Source organism: Bacteroidota bacterium (genome assembly GCA_016711505.1).
GTDB lineage: Bacteria > Bacteroidota > Bacteroidia > AKYH767-A > 2013-40CM-41-45 > JADKIH01.
In genome coordinates, this window is record JADJSV010000018.1 from 135994 (window position 1) to 157202 (window position 21209).

Here is a 21209-nt window from a genome sequence, read left to right on the forward strand (position 1 = left end):
ATTTTTATTTCTTCAATTAGTTTAATTTTTTAAAATAGCCCTTATACCACTCATGCTCATCAAAATCTTTAGCTTCTTTATTTATAACATGCAATGGGTCAATTTTAGAATATAAAATTTCCAGAGACTCATATTCTCGCCAACTGATTATTTTATATCCGGCGCGATGTAATTGCGCACCGCATACACCCATAGCAATCTGATATTTTTTATTTTCTGCATATCTGTTTCCATCATATATCACATGATTACCGCATGCAGCACTTACATCCATCATTACTGCCAGTTCAATATCATTACTTATTGCAACCTCAAGCATTTTTTCTGAAGCTTTTATCATCCCTTCAGTCCAGTCAATTCCGGTTGCTGTAAGTACTTTTGCTTTACCTTCAAGCACATCCAAACCGGTTCCGCCATGAATATCGCACATCTCTCTTGGTGTTCCAAATGAAAAATCTTCAGGACAAAAAGAGATCAATTTTACGTTGTCATAGTTCATTAATTTCAGAACAGTTGGATATTCTCCATAAGCAGTACCATCGATTCCACATTTTATTCCAATCATACATGCACTAACAAGAATACGAAGCGGATTTTCTTTTGTAGGTACCCGAAGGTTTTTGAGATAATTTTTATCAGGCATTCGTTGTGAGATATAAGTTGTACATACTAACGTGACTTTATATTTTTTGAAGCAAGGTGAACAGTTTCTTCGATTCGCTTAGCACGTGTTTCCGGTCGTTTTGCACTTAAGATCCATTCAAGGATAATACGTTTTGCTGAATTTGAAAAAGCATTGAAATGTTTTTGTGCTGTTTTATTTTTATTGAAGAGTTTTTGCAGATCTTCCGGGATAACGGAATTTTCAACCTGCACCAATGCATGCCACGTCCCTGATTTTTTTGCATGATCAATTAATTTCTGCCCGCTTTCCGTCATCAATCCGGCTTCCGTTAATTTCTTTACGCGATCCCGGTTTGATTTGCTCCAGTTACTTTTTGGTTTTCTCGGAGAAAAATACTGATAAGAACTTTCGTCGTCTCTTTTGTATTTGACACTGTCGATCCAGCCAAAGCATAAACCTTCTTCAACTGCTTCTTCATAAGGAACACTTTTGATTTTGCTTAGTTTATTGTAAAAGATAAGCCACACTGATTTTTCTGTTTCACTATTTTTCTCTAACCATTTACGCCACTCTTTTCTGGACTTTGCATAGAAGGTTTTTTTGCCTTTAAAAGTTTCTTGCATAAGGATTATTAGTACATCATTTTGAAATTAGCAATTTCGAATAAAACAGGCCGGTAGCCGTATTAACCTGCAAGAGATAAACTCCCGCAGACAGAAACGACACATCGATATTCTTTTCATCTGTGAAAGAAATTTTTGTAAAGTTTCCTAAAATGTCAAAAGCGGTTAAATCTAGTATTTGCTCTTGAGTATTTAATTTGATCTCATTAACAGCCGGGGTGGGATAAATTGTAATGTCTCTGCCGGACGACTCAGGAATGGAAGTTGTAATTGTTGGAATATTATATTTCAACGTTGTACCCCAATTGATACTAGAAGCATTTTCGCATGACGAACCCGTTACAATTAACTTTTCGTTCGGATCGAAACGTGCAGCGGTAATATTGTCATTAGCTCCACATGGACCATCATATAGAATTGTTGCATCTACAGTTCCAAGCGAATTGTAGAGCCACACATAATAATCAGTACCACCACCAATTGCTACAAGATTATTTTGTGCACTTAATAGTAATGCATTTATAAATTGTCCATCAAAGGACGAATCTCGCCATTCAATTGATCCGGTTAAACCATCTTGTTTAACTACATAGCGGCGATATGGAAAACTTGAAGTATTATACCCTGCATGATATACAGAATTGCTGGAATCGTCGACTAACATTTGTGTAAACTCCAAACCTGGAGACGTCGCAATTAATGAATCATAAATGTTTGCATATGACAAACCATTATCCTGAATCTTGACCAGCGTATATGTCGGATCCTGAACTCCGGATAATTGTGCTGTTAAAATATAAATATTGCTGTTTGAAGTAGAACGAATCTTTCTTGCATCCATAAATTGATTATTCAAAGGTGCCATCCAGTCAATTGAGCTGTAGCTATTATTTAACTTTACAATGTTACCTGAATATGAATAGTAAACTGTTCCATCATTTTGATATGTGCATGGTCCGGGAATGGTATTCAATCCCAGCGAATCAGTAAATGAAGCCAGAAGATTATAGGCTAGGTCAAATTTGAGAAAGCAATAATATTTATTGAATGATTGATCATTTTTGGAAAATGCTACATGCAGATTTTCAAATTGATCAATTTTAAATCCATACGAATAAAAAGGAGCGGATTCGATACCGCTAAGTGGATTTATCTGGATCGAATCCACAACCAGTTGATTGATCATATTTCCCAGCGTGTCGACAGTTGTTAAACACAGTCGGTTTAAATCTGTACTGTTACTGACATTTCCTGCAATGTAAATTCGTCCATTTTTGTAAATGACATTGTTAAACTCCATACTCAAATATCCGGAAGGAAGATAGTTGTTATTGAATTTCTGGCTTCCTGTCGGACTTAATTTTAGAACGGTTGGCAAAGCAGCACCATTTTGACCATCATTAAAGACATAGGAATTCCCATTATCATCAATAGTTATCATATTCATCCCACCGCAATTACATGTATGTTTCCATAGCGACGGGGTATTTTGTCCAACAACATTAAGTGTCGGAACAAGGATAAACAAAATCAAAAACCTATTTAAATTTATCATATGTGAAGTTTATACACAAATATAATTTATTTAGATTGTTTCTAACAACCTTAAATGTTAATTAATTTCTTAAGGCTGTGTGTAAAATCATTGACCAGCATTTATTTTTATAGAAAATCTCCGGACATGAACCAACCTGTCGAACAGCTTAAGAAATCTGAAAGTAATACTACGCAGGATGATTTCGAAATCTATATAATCGATGACGATCCGGCTTTTAGTTTTATGCTGAAAGATTATCTTTTGTCGGCAATGGAAATGCAATCCAAACACTTTTCAACAGGAGCTGAATTTCTAAAAAAATATAAGGCAAATGATTCCCGGAAAATAATTTTAGATTATGAATTCAGTGAAGGCCCAAATGGATTGCTTGTTCTTCAGAAGATAAAGGAATTGAACCCTACAGCGGTCGTAATTGTTGTATCGGGACAAGATGACCTGGAAAAGGCTATTGATACATTAAGAAATGGAGCGACAGATTATTTTCTGAAAACAAATAAAACAGTTTTTGCCAATATTCATTGTTCTTTGAAAAAGATCATTGAAATGGAAAAGAATAAATGGAATTGAATACTCCTGAATAAATTTGTTGAATTACTTTAAAGTAAATTGTGTAGGTAGCACAGCGGTGTTTTTACCGGTGTTGTCAACACAACGGATGTATTCGAAAAATAATTTGCTTCCTGACGGAGCAGATTTTATTGCACTTTTCATTTCATCAGATATTTCACCACTGTAGGTATCTAGTTCGATCAAGTCTTTGTTTTTGATAAACAGACTCAACTTAAATCCTACGATCTTAAAAAGCTTAGCAGTGCTATCCTGAAATACAAGACCTTTTGAAGAAAGTAAGATCTCTTTATCGATGAGACCTTTCTCAATTCCTGAAATACTGATTTTTTCTTTGACAAAGCCTGTATCAGATGAATCAGGATTCATTTCCGCTTTGGACAATGAAATGCAGTTTAAGAAAACCAATGAAATTATTATAATATTTTTCATGCTGTTAGTTTTTTAATTGTTTACCAACCCCTCCATTTGGGAGTCTTTGTTTCTCAGATCAAGGCCACCTTCAAGAACGGATTTCAGATTGATCAGATAAAATGTCCATACGAAAGCACATCCCAGTATTATATTTTGTATTGAATTATTATCGAGTGGAATTTCTTTTTGTGTTATTTCAACGAGAACGTAATTTTTCACTTCTGATAATTTAACCTGTACTTTGCATTCTCCGGCAAAGGTGAATTCAAAAAGATCAGTTCCATTGGCAGTAATTACTTTCCCGCTTTCGAAATAATTTTGTGCAAACCAATTCCATTCATATTTACAGCCGGCACTTACATTTTCAGTAGCCGATATATTTTTCCCGTTCGAATCAAAATATACAGCTTTTGACAAAAACCATTTTTCCAATTCTGCACTTTTTGTCCAGGAATTGTAAATAGTAGCAAGATCAGATTTTATCTGAATTCGTTTGGTGAATTGCGACCAGTTAAAATTATCCATTTGAATCTTTAAAAGCTATTGCAATATCTTGAAATTATATTTAACGGTTTCATCAATTAATTATCAGTTTGCCTTTACTGATAAAAGCATCTTTTGAATCAATATAATAAAAGTACACGCCTGATGGTAATGCACCTCTATTAATTTCAAACCTGGATGAATTAATGTTTTCTGTACTTTGAACAACCTGACCAAGGTTATTGTAAAGTCGCCAATTCCAGTCTGAATTTATTCCATGAAGATCAATAGTTGCCAAATCATTGATTGGGTTTGGAAAGATTTTAATGGTGAATTCATTTTCTTCAACAATATCAAGAACTACATAGTAGCAATCATTATAAACAGGGTTTATCCACCTTACTGTATCGTTTTTCCAGTAACATAGGAGTTCTTCGCCGTAATCTGAAGGTAAATCACCATACACTGTAAAAGAACTTGCTATACCAAATATGCTTCCAATGTCTTCTATCCACACCTCTGTAAAACCACAGTTAGAAAAAATTAAAAAATAATCTGCGTTTAAAATCGGCATCTATCATTACTGTATCCACAGAATCCACAACCAGAAGAGTATCCTGACAGAAAAATATTGACCGAATTGTATCGCCAACATTTGCACCGAAATCATATAGTAAATATTCATTAAAGAAATCTGTATAAAATACTTTTTGTCCGCTGTCACGCATCGCGCCTTTTAACGACCAATATATCAGTGTTGTGTCATTTGTTTGAAGTAGTTTTTTATATTGATAAACCCCAAGTGTTGTATCTCCACTTAATCTGTATGAATATGTTTCGCAATCTGATCCAAATGGACCTGAATAGCATTGTAGCACATTCCATAATTTAGTTGTGTCAACAAATGTTTGTGATTTTGAAGTTTTGGATAAAAAAATCAGGGTGATAAAAATGCATACAATTTTCATTATGATTTATTTTTTATGAAAAGCAAATTAAACAAATAATTGTTACTACTGCTTGTTCACTTCGGCCTTGTTATTATATTTGTGTTATTATCAAAAGCTAGATCTACCATGAAGTATTTAATTGTATTCTTTTTTTTTCTTGTTTCAAATGTTATCGCTCAGACGAATTTTGTATCCTATGGTAAAGCATCAGATCTTTCATCATATGCCGATGTACCATCACAAAGCTCATTGCAGTGTGTGATCAGTTCAGATTTTAATGAAGACGGAATTGAAGATATTGCAATGATTGGTCGGCCGTCAGGTGGAACGGTTGACCGGATCACCATTTTTTCCGGACACTGTGAGAATTATCTGGAACAGACACTTTTTTCTTTCGACTGTACTTTTATGGAAGAAGCTGATATTCTTCAGGCAGGTGATTTTAACAATGATAATCATCTCGATCTTATTGTTGGAGGTAAAGGCCCATTAAGCTTTTTCAGTGGCGATGGTAGTGGAGCGTTCACATTTGTAGATACGCTTTCAATTCCTTCGGTTTCTTTTATTTCAACTTATTATGAAGTCGCATGTAGTGATTTTGATCATGACACGAATTTAGATCTTGCAGTTTTTGTAACGGATAATGCTCATTATTACCGTCAATCGTATATGTTGAATGGGAGCGGCAATTTTTCTTTCGGAGTGCCTAATGTATTAGATATAAATTTCCATGGAAGCCATCTTCATTCAATCGATGTTAATGGTGATGGATTTAATGATCTGGTTGGAAGTGCAAGTATGATACTTCTGAATAACGCGGGAACATTTAATATTCCGGCCTTCAATAGCAGCACGATTTTTATTCAGAATATGAAAGAGGTCTATTTTGAAAATACCGACGCTGATGCCTTTCATTGAATATTATACGATAAACGATACGATTTTATTTTGCGGTGAATTAAATTACAATGTTTCTGCACAACCATTAATATACAGAATCCCTGCAACCAGAACTCTTTCATTTACTATGGGCGATTTTGATTATGATGGCATTAAAAATGATTTCGCATATAGTTTTGATACAGCAGTTTCTAATATTGGATTTTCACATTTATATTTATTTAATAATGTAAGAATAAATTCCGGCGGTTATGGAAAAATAACCAGCCTTGAACTGGACGGAATCGGCTCTTCACTTCTTTTTTGCAGTAGTTATTATATGAATTTCGGAAGATTTTTACGCTTTTATCGTAATGCTGCGTATTTCCGTTTCACTCCGGGTGAAACTTTTCCTTCCGGTGATTATGGTACCGGTATTGCAGTTGCAGACTTCGGTATGGATGGTTTTGATGACATCGCAGCAATCTGTAAAAATTCAATCAATGTGAATTTATACTATGGAGCTCCATGTTCATTTAAAAAAATACAACAGAATTAATATCGGTGTTGCACAATGCATATCGATTGGTACAGGAAATTTCAATACGGATTCATTTCCGGATCTTGTTTTAGGAAATGTACTTAACGACAGTCTTTATATTTATCTGAACGATGGTGCAGGAAATTTTCCGTCTAAAGTATCGTATGCCGGAGGACATGCAATTTATGAATTGAAGGTTGGTGATCTTAATAAGGATGGCTTCGATGACGTTGTAAGTCTTTCACATTCCCCTTCGTATGTTGGTGTACACATGGCTGATTCTCTGGGAGGACTAGGCTTACCGGATGTATCTACCGGAACAGCAGGCGGAATAACAGTGCGGGGTGACGGACTTATTGTCAAAGATTACAATAATGATGGAAACCTGGATGTCTGTAATGCTCATGGTGCAGCTGCAGCAAATGGTTACTCAGTTTTATATGGTGATGGAACCGGTGAACTTCCTCAGAATACAAGGACAACTTATTCTTCGGGACATTACATTTTTGCTTATCCGACAAATATTAACAATGATAGTTACACAGATCTTGTCCTTCAGAATTTTTTATCCAATACTTTTATGTCAGTCTGTGCTGATACAACAGGCAACTGGATAGATCCCAACTGTGGTGGCGCTACAATTAATTTTCCTGCAAACAATATTGCAGGATGTGATTTCAACAATGATTCTCTGGAAGATTTTGTAACAACATGGGATGGCGTCAGTAATACTATGGCAATGGTGATACTTCGTAATTCTGCAAATACATTTGCTGAGGAAACTTTAAATGTAGGCACAGCTCCTGTATCACCACAAACAGGTGATATCAATGGTGACGGAAAAGATGATATTATAATCGGTAACCAGAGTTCAGATGATATTTCTGTTTGGATCAACAATCTTCCGAATGGTCCGGTCAATGTATATGAACAATCAGAGGAAAGATCTTTTATTGTCTATCCAAATCCGGCATCAGAAAGAATTACTTTTAACAGGCATGGTGCGCAACCTGCTGTATTGAGCATCTTCAATTCACTTGGCGAAAAGTTAATAGAAATTACACTAAATAATTTTAGTGAAGAAGTTTCTGTTTCTGACCTTAAATCGGGTTTTATTTCTGTACAATAATGGAAAATTCAGAAAGGACAACCACGAGGTTTGTGATAGCTCGGTAATTGCGCAACGCCTTTATAAATTTCAAACTTGGAAGTAAAGAGAATTAGTTACCTGATTTCATTTATTCGTTTATTCACTGTTTGTTATTGTTACTTTAAACGAATTCCTATTCCAAATTCTAAAGTAAAATTTGCAAGATTAGTATCTATAGAATATATGTCACTTGTTTGTATTGGATAAGGAGTGAGTGGAAGATACATGCGGTAACTGAAGAAATATTTTTTAGCTCCGATTTTCAAATTATACATAATACCCATGTCCGGTGAAACACCCGATGAAGAAGCTGAAAAATCTCGAATTCCCGGATTGTTCATAGTTTCTTTGAAAGCATCATATTTTATTCCTGCAATCAGAGAAAATGTATGTGAGGAATGCTTGGAATATACCGAAGCTCCGATTCCCAACTTCTGACTTAGGGAGTAGTTGTAATTTGTTTTGATGTAATTGAAATCACGAAGGAAGGCATTATTGTATGAATATGAAGTGTGAGAAACCAGGCTCAGATGTTTTTTAAAATTCCATTGAACCAGATTGCTTACCAGCAGATCTGAAATTGGCCATGGTTTTATAGCAATTGCCGGTTCGATCGTTAATTTTCTTTCTAATGATTGTTCATTTCTTGTGTTGTCTGAACTTATTTGTGCTGCTGATTCCGCTAAATTTAAAAGTAGAATAATGAATAGGATCTGGTTTTTTATTTTCATTTTGTTGGATTTTTTAGATTGATTCTTTATTATTTATTCAAAAAATAGAATGTCAGTCCTTCTTTTATATTTGGTTTCTTTGAACCGCTATGATCCATGTGTGAAACAATATTTTGCTATGAATGATTCTGCACCACCGCCCCCGGCATTAGTTACAGTAGGAGTATAATCTTGCGATCTGTCATTTCCATATCCAATACTTATCACAAGGACATTTGATTTTGAAAGATCACCGCTTATTTGTTTACATTTTTCAGCAACATAGTCGAAGTTCTCTTCACCATCCAGAACGTAGATGGAAGAATATTTTTGTGAGCCCGGATCATAGTTTTCCGGTAAGCCAATTTTAATTATAAAGTTTGCTCCAGCGAATGTTGAATTAATTGATAACTCTTTCGTAAGACTAAGGTTGAACTCCTCTTTGTTGCATGATGCAAGACTCAGGATGAGAAGAAGTGAAACTAGATTTTTCATTTGTGTCGGTTGTTTTGATTTGTGAAGCAAAAAGTATATCCGACCGACTCGGTAAGTGTTATAGGACTTTGAGTAATGTTTATATAATTTTTGGATTTGTTTCCCGGAGAGGGACGCAGATTTTCGCAGAAAACACTCAGATGGGATGCAGATTTAAAAATCTGCGCTCGAGGGAAATAAATACAGATATTATTTCTTGCAAATATTTTCAAAAAAACTCCTAAAGCTCACTAACAGCAGACTCAATCTTCCGTATCATCACCGGCGCAATATCAAAGCCACGCATGCGCCAGATCTCTTTGCGGTTTTGATAGAGAATAAAAGTTGGTACACTCATAATGTGTAATGATGCAGCAAGATCGGGTTGCTCGTCGATGTTCACTTTTTCGAGCGTGATCTTTCCATTAAAATGCTTTAGCACATCATCAATAACCGGTAATGCCCACTTGCAGGGCTCACACCAGTCAGCATAAAAATCAACGATCACAAGATCATCGGAAGCCGGAAAGTTCTCTGACAAAATAAAAAAAGTTAATTCGTTGCAAGATTTGCAGGTGCACCTAATGAAATTGGTACAGCAGTATCTTTTATTTTACTCCAGCCGTGATGAACATTCACAATATTATTAAAGCCTTTCGCTTTTAATATTGATGCAGCGATCATCGAACGATAACCACCTGCGCAATGAACATAAACCGGTTCACTCTTGTTTATTTCAGAAGTGTTCTCTGCAAGTTCGTTTAAAGGAATTACGGTTGCATTGGTAATGTGACCACCCTCTGCTTCAGAGATCTTTCTTACATCAAGAACAGCCGCACCTGAACTAACTTTAGTTACCAGCTCGGATGGCTCAATAGATGTTATAGTATCAATTTTCTTCCCGGAATTTTTCCATGTGTCAAAACCTCCTTGTAAATAGCCGGCAACATTTTCATAACCAACACGCGCAAGACGAAGCAAACTTTCTTCTTCTTTACCTGAATCGCAAACTAAAACGAGGTTCTTTGTTATGTCTACAACTGTTCCAACCCACACAGCAAACATTCCATTCAAACCAATGTTGACCGATCCGGGAATAAATCCTTTTTCAAAATCATCCGGAGTGCGAGTGTCCAGTACAAGTGAACCGTTTCCTATTGCATCTTCCACTTCATCCGGTGAAAGTGCTTTTCTGTTTTTTGTAAGAACAGACGCAAGTGACGAATAACCATTCTTATTGATACGTGCATCACTGAAAAAATATTGCGGTGGTGGAGTAAGTCCGGTTGTAAGTTCTTTAATGAATTCTTCTTTACTCATATTCTGCAATGCATAATTTGTAGCTTTCTGCTGACCAATTGTGCTGACAGTTTCTTTTCCTAAATTTTTTCCGCATGAAGATCCCGGACCGTGAGCCGGATAAACGATAACTTCATCAGGTAATGTTTTGATCTTTGTATTCAGAGATTCATACATCATTCCTGCTAATTCTTCTTTACTCATTTTACCGTCGAGAAGATCGGGACGACCAACATCACCTACAAAAAGAGTATCACCGGTGAAAATGCTGTGCTCCTGATAACTTTTGTCAAGTAACAAATAGCAAACAGATTCAGGAGTATGTCCGGGAGTATGCAATGCACGGATCGTTACATCTCCGATCTTGAATTCTTCGCCATCCTTTGCTTTGTATGTTTCATACCCTGTTTCAGCTTTCGAACCAAAAACAATAGTCGCCCCTGTCTGATGCGCAAGATCAATATGTCCGCTTACAAAGTCTGCATGAAAATGTGTTTCGAATACATACTTAATACGCGCTCCACGTGATTTTGCCAGTTCGATATACAGATCTGTTTCACGGATCGGGTCTATGATGGCCGCTTCACCGTTAGATTCAATATAATACGCCGCTTCGGCCAGACAGTTTGTGTAAAGTTGTTGAACGTACATGGGGGGGGTATTTGGGTGTAAAGATACGAAATGGAAGTAAATGTTTGCAGGTTAACAGGTTTGCAGGTTTCAGGTTGGTAACCTGCAAACCTGTTAACCTGCAAACCGTTCAACCTATACCTTTCCATTGTCGTGAACCCGCGAATTTAATTGCAGAAACACTTTTTTTCACGACCTTTCGCCCATCCATGAAAACGGAACTGCCCACACCAATCCCGGACAAACCTAACAGTCTGATCGTTACCTTATTTTTTGTTTTTATAGGATTGATTGTTTTTTTGCAATTATCTCCATCTCTATCTCTTTTAATGGGACTTGCAATTGGAATTTTTGCCGTTAACCCCTTTGCCAAAAAATCAAAAACGGTCACCAAATACCTTTTGCAGGGTGCCGTGATCGGTCTTGGATTCGGAATGAATTTCACAGCAGTCGTTGCCGCCGGGAAAGATGGCTTTGTGTTTACGTTACTCACTATTTCGGCTGCAATCGGACTTGGATTTATTCTGGGAAAAATGCTGAAAGTAGACAAGATCATTTCATATCTGATAAGTGTTGGTACAGCCATTTGCGGAGGAAGTGCAATTGCTGCTATCAGTCAGGTTGTAGAGGCTGATGAAAAAGATATTTCTATTTCAATAGGAACTGTTTTTATTCTTAATGCAGTTGCTCTTTTTATTTTTCCACCGATTGGACATTATTTTGGTCTGACGCAAGAGCAATTTGGAATATGGGCAGCGATCGCAATTCATGATACCAGTTCTGTTGTCGGTGCAGCTGCGCAGTATGGAAATGAATCATTGATGATTGCAACAACGATAAAGTTAGCACGGGCTTTGTGGATCATACCAATGGCATTTCTTACCTCCTTTATTTTCAAAAAACAAAGTAGTGCCTCCGCATTTCCCTGGTTTATTTTATTTTTTATTCTTGCATCATTAGTGAATACCTATGCAGCAATTCCGGAAGGAATAAAATCAGGAGTGTTGATGTTATCAAAGATCGGATTCAGTGTTACATTGTTTTTGATCGGTACAAGTATCTCTTTAAAGAACATCAAAGCCGTCGGACCACGACCACTTTTGCAGGGAATAATTTTGTGGCTTGTAATTTTGACGGGGTCGTTGTTTATAGTGATGCATTTGATGGGAAATTTTTTTTTCGCGATTGTTTGCTAATTTTTACACGCTATTAATATTTATTCAATTGAAAAATCTGCGATAATATTAAAAAATTTATACAAATTTTATGATCTGCGGGATCTGCGGAGGAATTTAAGCGCAATTTTTTTCTCCCGCAGATCTCGCGGATCCCGCAGATTTAACGCAGATATAACTTCGTGTAATATTTATTTTTGAACCTAATCATAAAGAATATTTCAGGTAATTTTTTTCTCCCGCAGATCTCACAGATCCCGCAGATTTTGCGCAGATTGTTTGACTTAATTTTTTTACAAGCTATTAATATTTATTCAATTGAAAAATTATTCAGGATAATATTAAAAAAATTTTACACGACTTATATCTGCGGGATCTGTGAGATCTGCGGGAAAATTTAAGCGCAATTTTTTTCTCCCGCAGATCTCGCGGATCTCGCAGATTTAGCGCAGATATAAGTCGTGTAATATTTATTTTGAATCTAATCATAAAGAATATTTCAGGTAATTTTTTTTCTCCCGCAGATCTCGCAGATTTAGCGCAGATATAACTTCGTGTAATATTTATTTTGAACCTAATCATAAAGAATATTTCAGGTCACACATTTCAGATTGGGGAATTGGATCTTTTAGAAAAAAAATTCTTAAAGAAAGATCCGGAAACCTGTTACATGTAACCTGAAAAATAATTCACGCTGCTGAAAGATTTCTCGAAAACCATTCTCTGAAACGATAAAGCGGAACGGAAAGAATTTCTGCATATGCAACTTCTACGAATGTTCCTTCGCTTCGTTTGTATTGTAACCAACGATTTGTTTCGGGAAGAAAAATGAACAATTCTTCAAGTGCAGAATTTACCGCTAATTGTTTTGTGGTGGAAAATGTTTGTTCCAGATCACTCTCGCGTGAGATTTCGATGGCAACGACCGGTGTAGTTTTAATATCTCCTGAATAAATCACTACATCCGGTTCGTTGAAATCTGAAGGGCTTAACCTCCCCTCATAAACCACATCGAATTTTTTATTGTCTATACAAAGCGAAATAAAATAAGTCATCAAACGGGAAAGAAATTTTTTGTTCGAGTCGATGCCCGTGTTCCAGTTTTTATTTAAAGTTATCATGGCTGTTTTTTAAAAAATCGTTATTTTTTTTGCTTTTTGCTTTTTGCTTTTTGTTTAATCCTTAATCTTTAAAGTGTGAATTACTGATGCGTGAATTGTACTTTCAAATGTGAATGTCTCTTTTTTCTTTTCACTTCATTCCACTTCATTCCACTTCTTTCCACTTCATTCCTCTTCTTTATATTAAAGTTTAAATAATGCAAACGCCTTAATCGTTTGATGAACGACAAAGTAAACCGAAAACCAAAACAACAAGACCGAAGAATAAAATGCCCGTGATGCTGTTCGTTTAATTGTTTTCAGAACTTTCGTTATCTGAAATCTTTTTTTCTGTTTCTGTTTCTTTGTGGTTCGATCAGCGAGAATTGAAAAGCATCGGCCGCAAATCCTTTGTTTTGATAGATACTTTCGAACGACAATGTTTCTTTGTTCATCAGCTTTAGAAGAATCGTTTTCATCTGATTTGTTTTTCTGCAAATTTATATACAGTTTTATCCTCAGGCTTTAAGACAGTACTACCATTACGTTAAGCGTATCTGATGTCATCAATCAAAACTCTTTATCTGATCAGACATTCGAAGGCAGATTTTCCTTCCGATGGTATTACTGATTTCGAACGTCCATTAACTCAGCAAGGTGTCAGTGACTCACACCGTGTTGCTTTAAAACTCTCAACAGCAAATGTGGAATGGGATCTTGTAATTTCAAGTCCGGCTTTCAGGGCGGTTAATACAGCAATTATTTTTTCGAAAGAACTGGGCTTTCCTGCATCACAGATTTTGCTTGATGAAAACCTATATGAATCCGGCGTTCGCGACTACCTTCAGGTGGCTAATTCGATCGGCGATGAAGTTAAATCGGCTGCTATTTTCGGACATAATGAAACGATTAGTGAATTTGCCACCTATTTGACCGGAAAGATTGCCGATTTCCCGACTTCAGGAGTGGTAATTATCAGTATTTCAACTAGTTGGAACGAAATATCGGGCGGAGCCGCTGATCTTACCGGTCAATATTAATCTGAATTGTACTGACGACGTTTTCAAAAAACGGGGCCCGAAAAATGGAGAAATTCCAATTATTCCGTTAACGACACTATTTAGTGGGTGAAAGACTATTCTATTATATTGTAAAATTTTGTGATAAATGCTCTCATTTTAATTGCTTTTACTATCTTGTTTGCCCCTTAAACCGTGAAGATTCGATTTACAAGCAAAAAAGTGTGGACTTGTGATTTAATATTCACCTAATGTTGTAGCAAAGGAGAAGCTATTTCTTTGCAAAAAGTTTGAAGGGCATAGTTTTCATAAGCTATGATTCGGATTTAAAAAAAGACTCATGAATAAAATCAAAAACGTATTTTTTGTATTACTTATTTTTATTTGTAATCACGTTTTTGGGCAAGCGGTTGGTGATTTTGGATCAATTGCTTCGGGTAATTATAAACAGGATCAACATGGGGAATTTGGAATGGAGCATCATGGGCACCAGCACCGTTGGGTGCAGTTCCCGGTGTAAATTATCCTGATAGAACGAAAATGCTTTTATTATTAGTGGAACGACTGTAGTTGTATGAATACTTCAAATCGTGAATGTAACTTTACACTTGATGTTGCAGGTGGAAAGATTTGGAACAACACGCAACAAATTGTTATTTGAATATTCATGGCGATATTATCTGCAATGGTATTATTGGTAATGGAGCAATTTTCGACGGACTTTCACTTGGAATAGAAAGTGTAGTTTGTAATGTAACAGGAACAGGAACATTTGATGTTTCAAGGATCAGAAAAAACACCGGCTTAAGTAAACATACTCAATTCAATATTTATCGTGATATAAACATTCGATTCAACTCCAGTTCTCAAGTTCAGATTTATAATAATAATGCGTCTGGAACATCTCGTTTTGATGTATATATTGCCGCTGGAGCAACTTTAAATTTAATTCCTAGTGGCGCTTTGACAGGTAATGCAGCTATAGATGGTGATATTGTATCTGGTGGAGTAACTCAATCAGCAGGAAGTTTTACAATAGACGGAACAATGATCGTATCGGGGACTACATACTTTGCAACAAACAATACTGCAGTAAATGTTACTGGTATAAATTGCATTCAGGTTCAACAACTGTTACTGCAACAAATACTGCAACATTAGTTATTGGGGCTAGCATTGTAGGAACTGGAACAGGAATAGGCGCTTTTCCTTTGGGAACAATTGTAACTTCTATTATTAATGCAACAACATTTACCACTAATTATCCTGCTAACTCTACAGTTAACGGCTTTGTTTTAAGCAGTGGTGGTTCTTGTGCTTGGATAATAAATAATGGTGGAATATTAAGGACTGCTCAGGTTAGCACTAATTTTCAAACCTCAAATTGTACAACTGTTTTAGGATCTCCTACTGTAACAACAATTTCAACAACTAATTTAACAATTGGGAAGTGCATTTCAGGAACAGGAATTCCAGCTGGTGCCACTATCATTGCAATAATAAACGCAACAACTTTTACAATTAGTACCAATGCAATTCTTTCAGCTACGAGTTCAATGAACTTTAGTGGTGGTAATGCAGGTCATTTACTTCGAGTTATGACTGGAGGAACTTTGGAAATAACTGGTACAAGTGGATTTAATACAGCACTGTCAAGTATAAATAGTACTTGGGATATTCAAAATGGTAGTTTTACAGAATTTTCTGGTACTGGAAATCAAAATGTACCTTCAATTCCTGGTTCATCTAGCATCCCTTTTGGTACAAGCTCTAATTTTTATGGTTATTTAACTATTTCGGGATCTGGAAATAAATTTATGTTTAATTCATGGGGATCTATAATATCGCAAATGATTTGAATATTGTTAATTCATCCGGTGTGCATACTAAATAGTAATAATCAAACTATTAGAATGTTGGAGGAAATTGGTATAACTATAATACAAGCGGATTTGATGAAGAACGGTACTGTAATTTTTAGAGGTACTAATACCCAAACAATAAATTGCCCGGGTGGTGAAAGATATTTCAGATTGACTTTTTCAAAACAATTTTCATCAACATTACAATTTAATTGTCCAGTCGAAACAGTTAACAATTCTTCAATCGTTCAATGGAACATTGGGACAGTTGCATTGGCAAGCAATTATGTGATCCCATTTGGTAAACCGGGAGTTCCGAATTATATTCCGTTTACATATTCTATTCCTACAGGAACAACCGTCGGGAATTTAGCAGTTGCTACTTATGGAACACCTGCAAATAATTTACCATGGCCGGTCTCTCCTTATTTAGTGACCAATCTCAATAGTACAACAGGACTTTTGCCGGACAACAGAGATGCAACAGTAGATCGTTTTTGGGAAATTACGGCTTCTGCCGGTTCACCAACTGCTACTTGTACTTTTACTTATGCACCTGTAGAATTACCTGTAGCACCATTTAATAATATGGCTTTGATGGTTGCACAATGGTTCAATCCGGGAACAAGCAAATGGATCTATCCTATTGCCGGTCAAACGACAGGTACTTATACTACAACAACTCCGGGATTCAATACATATGGAGCATGGACTCTTGCTGCAATTACTTCGCCTTTACCGGTGAAATTGCTGAGTTTCTCTGCTAAACCAAATGGCGAACAGGTTGATCTTGATTGGAGTACTGCTACTGAGATCAACAACGACTATTTCACAATAGAAAGAAGTTATGACGGAGTAGAATTTTCTGACCTTAAGCAAGAAAAAGGCGCCGGGAACAGCAATGTAATACTCAATTATTCTGCAATTGATGAGCGCCCATTGCCGGGAATTTCCTATTACCGGTTAAAACAAACAGATTTTGACCGCCAGTTCAGCTATAGCGAAGTGGTTGCAGTCAAATTTACAACAGATTCCAGGTTTTTTATCCAGGCAGGCCCGGTTCCCGCAACAGACAAAATCCGTCTGACTTGTCTGGGAGGCACCGATTTTTCTCCTGAATTATACCAATTAGATGGTCGTTTAGTTAAAATCTTTTCAAATGTTTCAGAAGGAATCAGCGATTTGGATATTTCCGGGATAGCCGGTGGAATCTATATACTGCGTGTAAACTCTGACTTCGGTCAGAAAAGTTTGCGAATTGTAAAGGAATAAGTAACTTGCGGAAAGCCTTTATTGACGGGGCTTACAAGAGTTATCGAAATAATATTGATTAGTTAAGATTGAATTGTTGTTTGATTAAAATTCGAAAGCAAAATTTGCTTCCGATAATTTTAATGAAACAAATTCAACTTTCATATTCACCCCCCACAGAAAAAACTAAAAATCAAATACATGATACATTCATTACAAAATCAATGTACGAGCAGAGTTAACAATAGCCTGAAGTATCTTTTACTTCTTGTAATGGCTTTCATTTGTTCGACAAGCTCATTCAGTCAAACAACTGTATCGTACACCGGTATGGGCTCGGTAACTTGCCCGGCAACGCCAACTTCAACTGCTGCTCCCGCAGTAACGGATTAACATTTCAGTTCTTTGTCAAGAGGTCCGGGTGTTGGATGTTCTTCTGCAAGTACAGGAATTTCAGGTAATGCATTCAACGTTACTGGTTCTGCAGCAGCAGTTACAGGAAATAAGTATTATACATTTTCAATCACTGCAAATGCTACAACGAATTTCACTTTATCTAAAGTAACTATAGTTTCACAGGTAAGTGCCAATACTATTACAGGTGAAGTGCAATACAGAATAGATGCGGGTGCATTGTATCACAGGAACGTTTATTCCAACGAACATCATTATCTTATGTACTTACTCCGGGTTCGCCAATCTCTGTTTCAGCCGGACAAGTTTTAAATATATATGTGTATGGTTATAATGCTCTGGCATCAGGTACTACTTTCAGAGTAAATAATAATACCTCTGTAGAAGTAACAGCAAGTTCAGTAACTCCTACACTTACACGTTCACCGGCAACATTGACGTTTGCCAATCAGGCGGTGTCAACTACAAGTGCATCACAGAATTTCTTATTGAGCGGTGCGAATCTTTCTCCTGCCGCTTCTGATATAACAGTTACAGCTCCTTCGACAGATTACGTAGTATCCAATGATGATATCACATTTGGGCCAACTGCATTAGTTCCTTATACAGCAGGTACAATTACAAATGTACCGGTTTATGTTCGGTTCGCGCCACAATCAGCAGGTCTGAAAACCGGCGATGTAACTTTTTCAGGTGGATCTGTAAGTACACCACCAGTGGTAGGCTTGTCAGGAACAGGATTTATTCCTGCAACCCAACTTGCGATCACAAATATTTCTCCGGCAAGTCCGATTCAGAATGCTTCTTTTTCTGTAACCGTTGAGTCGCAGGATGCAACCAATGTTGCAAGAAATGTTCAGACTGCAACCAATGTTTCACTTACACTTTTATCCGGCTCAGGTTCTTTAACAGGAACCTTAACAGGAACCATTGGTGCCGGCAGCAGTTCAACTGTCATCTCGGGGGTACTCTATGATGTCGCTGAATCAGGAGTTTCTTTGACAGCAACCAGAACATCGGGCGACGTTCTAACAGCAGGAAACAGTGCAACATTTACAGTTGCCGCTCCAAGCAGTGCTGTGATCAATGTGAATTCAACAATAACAGCTTTCTCTACAGTTTCCGGGACACCTTCGGCTTCTCAGAATTATACAGTATCAGGATCAAATTTAGTTGATGATATTACATTGGTGCCAAGTGCTCAATATGAAATTTCACTTGACAATACTAACTGGACTACCAGCAGCGGATCAATCGTTTTGCCGGAGTCGGCGGGATCTGTAGCAACCACAACAATTCATGTACGTTTCAATCCAACAGCACCGGGAACATTAGCAGGTACGGTATCTCATACAAGTAATACTGCTAACCCACAAACTCTTTCATTGAGTGGTACTGCAATAGCATCAGAGCCAACTGTTCAATCTGTGATTACATTCGGAACAGTTACTGCTACATCAATGGTTCTTAATTTTGCGGGTGGTGATGGACTTAACAGAGTAGTTATAGCACATACGAGCCCTGTTGTTTTCTCTCCTATCGATGGAACAACTTTATCAGGAGTGAATTCTGATTATAACCTTGCAACAGATCAGGGAAGTGGAAATAAAGCCGTGTATGATGGATCAGGAAATACTGTTACAGTTACAGGACTTGCTGCTGCTACTACATATCATTATGCAGTTTATGAATACAACGGTTCAGGTGCACTGACAAATTATTATGTAGTTAGCCCTGGAACAAATAGCACTTCAACATTTGCTACTGAACCGGCATCATCTGCAACAACTACGATCACGAAAGTGAAAACGTCTGAATTGACAATTAATTTCAGCGGAGGTTCGGGTCCTAACAGATTAGTTGTTGTAAGTGCAGTTAACCCTGTAACTTTTATACCAGCGGATGGCTCAACTTATTCAGGAGTGAATTCAGATTTCTCAGTTGCAGCAGATCAGGGAAGTGGAAATAAAATTGTTTATAGTGGTGCTTCTGTTGCATCTGTACTTGTTACAGGACTTTCAGTGAATACACTTTACAGTGTTCGTGTTTATGAATTCAATGGAACACTATTGACAACAAATTATCTTACTTCAACTTTCGGAAGTGCGAGTGCAACAACACCTGATGATATCAGCTATACAACAGGTACATATTCTCAGGATTTTAACGGACTGCCTTTATCGGGTACACCGGTAATGACAGGATTTGGTCAGGGACCTTATAATGTTTCTACGACTCCTATCAATGCAACAAGTTTAACAGGATGGCAGATCGCAAATCAGGCAAGTGGAGATGCAAGAATGCAGGCTGATAATGGAGCAGGAAGTACAGGAAGTAGCTACAGTTATGGTACTACAGCATCTGCCGAAAGAGCTTTGGGTTCATTGGGAGCAACAGTAGTTCCAGCTATGGGAGCCGTTTTTGTAAATACCGGTTCAACACCACTTTCAACTGTTACAATTACTTATGTAGGTGAACAATGGAGATATGGTGCAGGAACAAATACTCTTACATTTGAATATAGTCTTGATGGTACCAATATCCTGACAGGAACTTATACAGGAGTATCTGCTCTTGATTTAACAGCGCCGGTAACATCAGGAACACTTGGTGCACTTGACGGAAACAATCCTCTTAATCAAGTAAGCAAATCTTATACATTCCCATTAGCAGGTAACTGGTTACCGGGACAAAAATTAGTTATTCGCTGGAAAGATGTAAATGATTCCGGTTCTGATGACGGACTTGCAATTGATGACTTTACTTTCAGTGCAGTTGGTCCTCAAACACCACTTGTTCAAGACGATAATATTTCATTCTTTTCTACACTTACAAATGCAACAGGAGTTACCTGGAATTTAGGTGATGGTGCAAACCGTATTGTAGTAATGAATACAACGAATTCATTTACAAATCCTGTAGATGGAAGTACATATACTGCCAATACAGTTTACGGTGGTGGAGAACAAGTTGTATATGATGGGCCTAGTAATATAGTTAGTATCACTAACCTTACTCCTTCTACGCAATATTTCTTCCGTGTATATTCTTACAATGGAGCAGGTGTTGCTACGAAGTATAATACCAGTACAGCTACCCTGAATCCAAACGATGTAACAACTGCTGCACCTTCATTCCCTACACAATTGGTTGTTCTGAATGTTAATGGTGGAGCTGATGTTGTCGTGAATCAACCTTTCTCAATTACAATTCAGGCACAGGATAATGTTGGTAGTCCACAAAACGTAACACAGAATACTACTATTGACCTTACAGTCTTCGCAGGATTCGGTTCACTTTTATCGGGCACTACTACCGGGGTTATGCTTTCCGGTACAGACCAGATTACAATTTCAGGAATCGTTTATGATGTTGCAGAACCAAATGTAATTATCAACGCTGCGACAACTGCCGGCGATGTATTATTTGATGCACAAACTCCGCATTTGAAGTTTATGATATAGCAAATCAATTACAATTTGCAA

Annotated in this window: 26 protein-coding genes; 13 read left to right on the top strand and 13 right to left on the bottom strand. The window is 37.0% G+C overall.

The features are described 5' to 3' along the window. Nucleotides 1-16: 16 nt before the first annotated feature. From IPL24_16660 to IPL24_16670, 3 genes are read right to left on the bottom strand one after another with little or no spacing between them, the layout of a single operon-like run. A complete protein-coding gene (locus tag IPL24_16660; protein ID MBK8365235.1) occupies nucleotides 17-643 on the bottom strand; it encodes a DUF523 domain-containing protein in 627 nt (208 codons plus the stop codon). A gap of 26 nt (nucleotides 644-669) precedes the next feature. Further along, nucleotides 670-1248, bottom strand: coding sequence for a YdeI/OmpD-associated family protein (locus tag IPL24_16665; GenBank protein MBK8365236.1), 579 nt, complete (start codon nucleotides 1246-1248; stop codon nucleotides 670-672). A 16-nt stretch (nucleotides 1249-1264) separates the two neighbouring features. Then, nucleotides 1265-2782: a T9SS type A sorting domain-containing protein gene (locus IPL24_16670; GenBank protein MBK8365237.1), complete on the bottom strand. Its 1518-nt coding sequence runs from the start codon at nucleotides 2780-2782 to the stop codon at nucleotides 1265-1267. A gap of 147 nt (nucleotides 2783-2929) precedes the next feature. Between IPL24_16670 and IPL24_16675 the strand changes: the two genes are divergently transcribed. Continuing rightward, entirely contained in the window at nucleotides 2930-3373 is a 444-nt protein-coding gene (locus IPL24_16675) for a response regulator (protein ID MBK8365238.1), read from the top strand. A gap of 24 nt (nucleotides 3374-3397) precedes the next feature. On the opposite strand, the gene IPL24_16680 is transcribed toward IPL24_16675, so the two are convergent. The 4 genes from IPL24_16680 to IPL24_16695 are packed head-to-tail and all read right to left on the bottom strand — an operon-like array spanning nucleotide 3398 to nucleotide 5238. Then, nucleotides 3398-3805 (bottom strand): hypothetical protein, encoded by a 408-nt coding sequence (locus IPL24_16680; GenBank protein MBK8365239.1) that lies wholly within the window; start codon nucleotides 3803-3805, stop codon nucleotides 3398-3400. 12 nt (nucleotides 3806-3817) lie between these two features. Further along, nucleotides 3818-4312 (bottom strand): SRPBCC domain-containing protein, encoded by a 495-nt coding sequence (locus IPL24_16685; GenBank protein ID MBK8365240.1) that lies wholly within the window; start codon nucleotides 4310-4312, stop codon nucleotides 3818-3820. A 52-nt stretch (nucleotides 4313-4364) separates the two neighbouring features. Continuing rightward, nucleotides 4365-4787: a T9SS type A sorting domain-containing protein gene (locus IPL24_16690; protein ID MBK8365241.1), complete on the bottom strand. Its 423-nt coding sequence runs from the start codon at nucleotides 4785-4787 to the stop codon at nucleotides 4365-4367. A gap of 16 nt (nucleotides 4788-4803) precedes the next feature. Beyond that, complete coding sequence (locus tag IPL24_16695) at nucleotides 4804-5238, bottom strand: hypothetical protein (protein ID MBK8365242.1); 435 nt, start codon at nucleotides 5236-5238, stop codon at nucleotides 4804-4806. Nucleotides 5239-5346: 108 nt separating this feature from the next. Between IPL24_16695 and IPL24_16700 the strand changes: the two genes are divergently transcribed. From IPL24_16700 to IPL24_16710, 3 genes are read left to right on the top strand one after another with little or no spacing between them, the layout of a single operon-like run. Beyond that, on the top strand, nucleotides 5347-6138 hold the full coding sequence (locus IPL24_16700; GenBank protein ID MBK8365243.1) for a VCBS repeat-containing protein: 792 nt from the start codon (nucleotides 5347-5349) through the stop codon (nucleotides 6136-6138). After that, nucleotides 6107-6658 (top strand): hypothetical protein, encoded by a 552-nt coding sequence (locus IPL24_16705; GenBank protein ID MBK8365244.1) that lies wholly within the window; start codon nucleotides 6107-6109, stop codon nucleotides 6656-6658. The genes IPL24_16700 and IPL24_16705 overlap by 32 nt, the downstream gene beginning before the upstream one ends. Beyond that, on the top strand, nucleotides 6618-7769 hold the full coding sequence (locus IPL24_16710; GenBank protein MBK8365245.1) for a T9SS type A sorting domain-containing protein: 1152 nt from the start codon (nucleotides 6618-6620) through the stop codon (nucleotides 7767-7769). Before IPL24_16705 ends, IPL24_16710 begins: the two co-directional genes overlap by 41 nt. 137 nt (nucleotides 7770-7906) lie before the next feature. On the opposite strand, the gene IPL24_16715 is transcribed toward IPL24_16710, so the two are convergent. From IPL24_16715 to IPL24_16730, 4 genes are all read right to left on the bottom strand, one after another. Beyond that, nucleotides 7907-8521: a hypothetical protein gene (locus IPL24_16715; GenBank protein ID MBK8365246.1), complete on the bottom strand. Its 615-nt coding sequence runs from the start codon at nucleotides 8519-8521 to the stop codon at nucleotides 7907-7909. A gap of 87 nt (nucleotides 8522-8608) precedes the next feature. Next, nucleotides 8609-8995, bottom strand: a complete 387-nt coding sequence (locus IPL24_16720; protein ID MBK8365247.1) for a hypothetical protein — start codon at nucleotides 8993-8995, stop codon at nucleotides 8609-8611. 220 nt (nucleotides 8996-9215) lie between these two features. Further along, nucleotides 9216-9515 (bottom strand): thioredoxin family protein, encoded by a 300-nt coding sequence (locus tag IPL24_16725; GenBank protein ID MBK8365248.1) that lies wholly within the window; start codon nucleotides 9513-9515, stop codon nucleotides 9216-9218. 11 nt (nucleotides 9516-9526) lie between these two features. After that, entirely contained in the window at nucleotides 9527-10924 is a 1398-nt protein-coding gene (locus IPL24_16730; GenBank protein MBK8365249.1) for an MBL fold metallo-hydrolase, read from the bottom strand. A 188-nt stretch (nucleotides 10925-11112) separates the two neighbouring features. On the opposite strand from IPL24_16730, the gene IPL24_16735 reads away from it, so the two are divergent. Then, the gene (locus IPL24_16735) at nucleotides 11113-12099 is read left to right on the top strand and encodes a putative sulfate exporter family transporter (protein MBK8365250.1); all 987 of its coding nucleotides are present in this window, start codon (nucleotides 11113-11115) and stop codon (nucleotides 12097-12099) included. Between the two features lie 668 nt (nucleotides 12100-12767). Here the strand turns inward: IPL24_16735 and IPL24_16740 are convergent. Both IPL24_16740 and IPL24_16745 read right to left on the bottom strand, forming a co-directional pair. After that, the gene (locus IPL24_16740; protein ID MBK8365251.1) at nucleotides 12768-13199 is read right to left on the bottom strand and encodes a hypothetical protein; all 432 of its coding nucleotides are present in this window, start codon (nucleotides 13197-13199) and stop codon (nucleotides 12768-12770) included. 311 nt (nucleotides 13200-13510) lie between these two features. Next, entirely contained in the window at nucleotides 13511-13657 is a 147-nt protein-coding gene (locus tag IPL24_16745) for a hypothetical protein (GenBank protein ID MBK8365252.1), read from the bottom strand. 81 nt (nucleotides 13658-13738) lie between these two features. On the opposite strand from IPL24_16745, the gene IPL24_16750 reads away from it, so the two are divergent. From IPL24_16750 to IPL24_16785, 8 genes are all read left to right on the top strand, one after another. Further along, complete coding sequence (locus IPL24_16750) at nucleotides 13739-14218, top strand: histidine phosphatase family protein (protein MBK8365253.1); 480 nt, start codon at nucleotides 13739-13741, stop codon at nucleotides 14216-14218. A 319-nt stretch (nucleotides 14219-14537) separates the two neighbouring features. Next, nucleotides 14538-14717 (top strand): hypothetical protein, encoded by a 180-nt coding sequence (locus IPL24_16755; GenBank protein ID MBK8365254.1) that lies wholly within the window; start codon nucleotides 14538-14540, stop codon nucleotides 14715-14717. Nucleotides 14718-14827: 110 nt separating this feature from the next. Then, nucleotides 14828-15358: a hypothetical protein gene (locus tag IPL24_16760; protein ID MBK8365255.1), complete on the top strand. Its 531-nt coding sequence runs from the start codon at nucleotides 14828-14830 to the stop codon at nucleotides 15356-15358. Continuing rightward, nucleotides 15310-16056 (top strand): hypothetical protein, encoded by a 747-nt coding sequence (locus tag IPL24_16765; protein ID MBK8365256.1) that lies wholly within the window; start codon nucleotides 15310-15312, stop codon nucleotides 16054-16056. The genes IPL24_16760 and IPL24_16765 overlap by 49 nt, the downstream gene beginning before the upstream one ends. 96 nt (nucleotides 16057-16152) lie before the next feature. Further along, complete coding sequence (locus IPL24_16770) at nucleotides 16153-17331, top strand: T9SS type A sorting domain-containing protein (protein ID MBK8365257.1); 1179 nt, start codon at nucleotides 16153-16155, stop codon at nucleotides 17329-17331. A 180-nt stretch (nucleotides 17332-17511) separates the two neighbouring features. Further along, complete coding sequence (locus IPL24_16775) at nucleotides 17512-17703, top strand: hypothetical protein (protein MBK8365258.1); 192 nt, start codon at nucleotides 17512-17514, stop codon at nucleotides 17701-17703. 12 nt (nucleotides 17704-17715) lie between these two features. Beyond that, on the top strand, nucleotides 17716-18036 hold the full coding sequence (locus tag IPL24_16780) for a hypothetical protein (protein MBK8365259.1): 321 nt from the start codon (nucleotides 17716-17718) through the stop codon (nucleotides 18034-18036). 8 nt (nucleotides 18037-18044) lie between these two features. Continuing rightward, nucleotides 18045-21188, top strand: coding sequence for a hypothetical protein (locus tag IPL24_16785; GenBank protein MBK8365260.1), 3144 nt, complete (start codon nucleotides 18045-18047; stop codon nucleotides 21186-21188). The last annotated feature ends 21 nt before the right edge of the window (nucleotides 21189-21209 follow it).

What these genes read in the sequence shown, in the direction of transcription:
- IPL24_16660 (MBK8365235.1), bottom strand. Translation starts at nt 643, where the DNA reads ATGCCTGATAAAAATTATCTCAAAAACCTTCGGGTACCTACAAAAGAA.
- IPL24_16665 (MBK8365236.1), bottom strand. Translation starts at nt 1,248, where the DNA reads ATGCAAGAAACTTTTAAAGGCAAAAAAACCTTCTATGCAAAGTCCAGA.
- IPL24_16675 (MBK8365238.1), top strand. Translation starts at nt 2,930, where the DNA reads ATGAACCAACCTGTCGAACAGCTTAAGAAATCTGAAAGTAATACTACG.
- IPL24_16680 (MBK8365239.1), bottom strand. Translation starts at nt 3,805, where the DNA reads ATGAAAAATATTATAATAATTTCATTGGTTTTCTTAAACTGCATTTCA.
- IPL24_16685 (MBK8365240.1), bottom strand. Translation starts at nt 4,312, where the DNA reads ATGGATAATTTTAACTGGTCGCAATTCACCAAACGAATTCAGATAAAA.
- IPL24_16695 (MBK8365242.1), bottom strand. Translation starts at nt 5,238, where the DNA reads ATGAAAATTGTATGCATTTTTATCACCCTGATTTTTTTATCCAAAACT.
- IPL24_16700 (MBK8365243.1), top strand. Translation starts at nt 5,347, where the DNA reads ATGAAGTATTTAATTGTATTCTTTTTTTTTCTTGTTTCAAATGTTATC.
- IPL24_16710 (MBK8365245.1), top strand. Translation starts at nt 6,618, where the DNA reads ATGGAGCTCCATGTTCATTTAAAAAAATACAACAGAATTAATATCGGT.
- IPL24_16715 (MBK8365246.1), bottom strand. Translation starts at nt 8,521, where the DNA reads ATGAAAATAAAAAACCAGATCCTATTCATTATTCTACTTTTAAATTTA.
- IPL24_16720 (MBK8365247.1), bottom strand. Translation starts at nt 8,995, where the DNA reads ATGAAAAATCTAGTTTCACTTCTTCTCATCCTGAGTCTTGCATCATGC.
- IPL24_16730 (MBK8365249.1), bottom strand. Translation starts at nt 10,924, where the DNA reads ATGTACGTTCAACAACTTTACACAAACTGTCTGGCCGAAGCGGCGTAT.
- IPL24_16735 (MBK8365250.1), top strand. Translation starts at nt 11,113, where the DNA reads ATGAAAACGGAACTGCCCACACCAATCCCGGACAAACCTAACAGTCTG.
- IPL24_16740 (MBK8365251.1), bottom strand. Translation starts at nt 13,199, where the DNA reads ATGATAACTTTAAATAAAAACTGGAACACGGGCATCGACTCGAACAAA.
- IPL24_16745 (MBK8365252.1), bottom strand. Translation starts at nt 13,657, where the DNA reads ATGAAAACGATTCTTCTAAAGCTGATGAACAAAGAAACATTGTCGTTC.
- IPL24_16750 (MBK8365253.1), top strand. Translation starts at nt 13,739, where the DNA reads ATGTCATCAATCAAAACTCTTTATCTGATCAGACATTCGAAGGCAGAT.
- IPL24_16755 (MBK8365254.1), top strand. Translation starts at nt 14,538, where the DNA reads ATGAATAAAATCAAAAACGTATTTTTTGTATTACTTATTTTTATTTGT.
- IPL24_16770 (MBK8365257.1), top strand. Translation starts at nt 16,153, where the DNA reads ATGAAGAACGGTACTGTAATTTTTAGAGGTACTAATACCCAAACAATA.
- IPL24_16775 (MBK8365258.1), top strand. Translation starts at nt 17,512, where the DNA reads ATGATACATTCATTACAAAATCAATGTACGAGCAGAGTTAACAATAGC.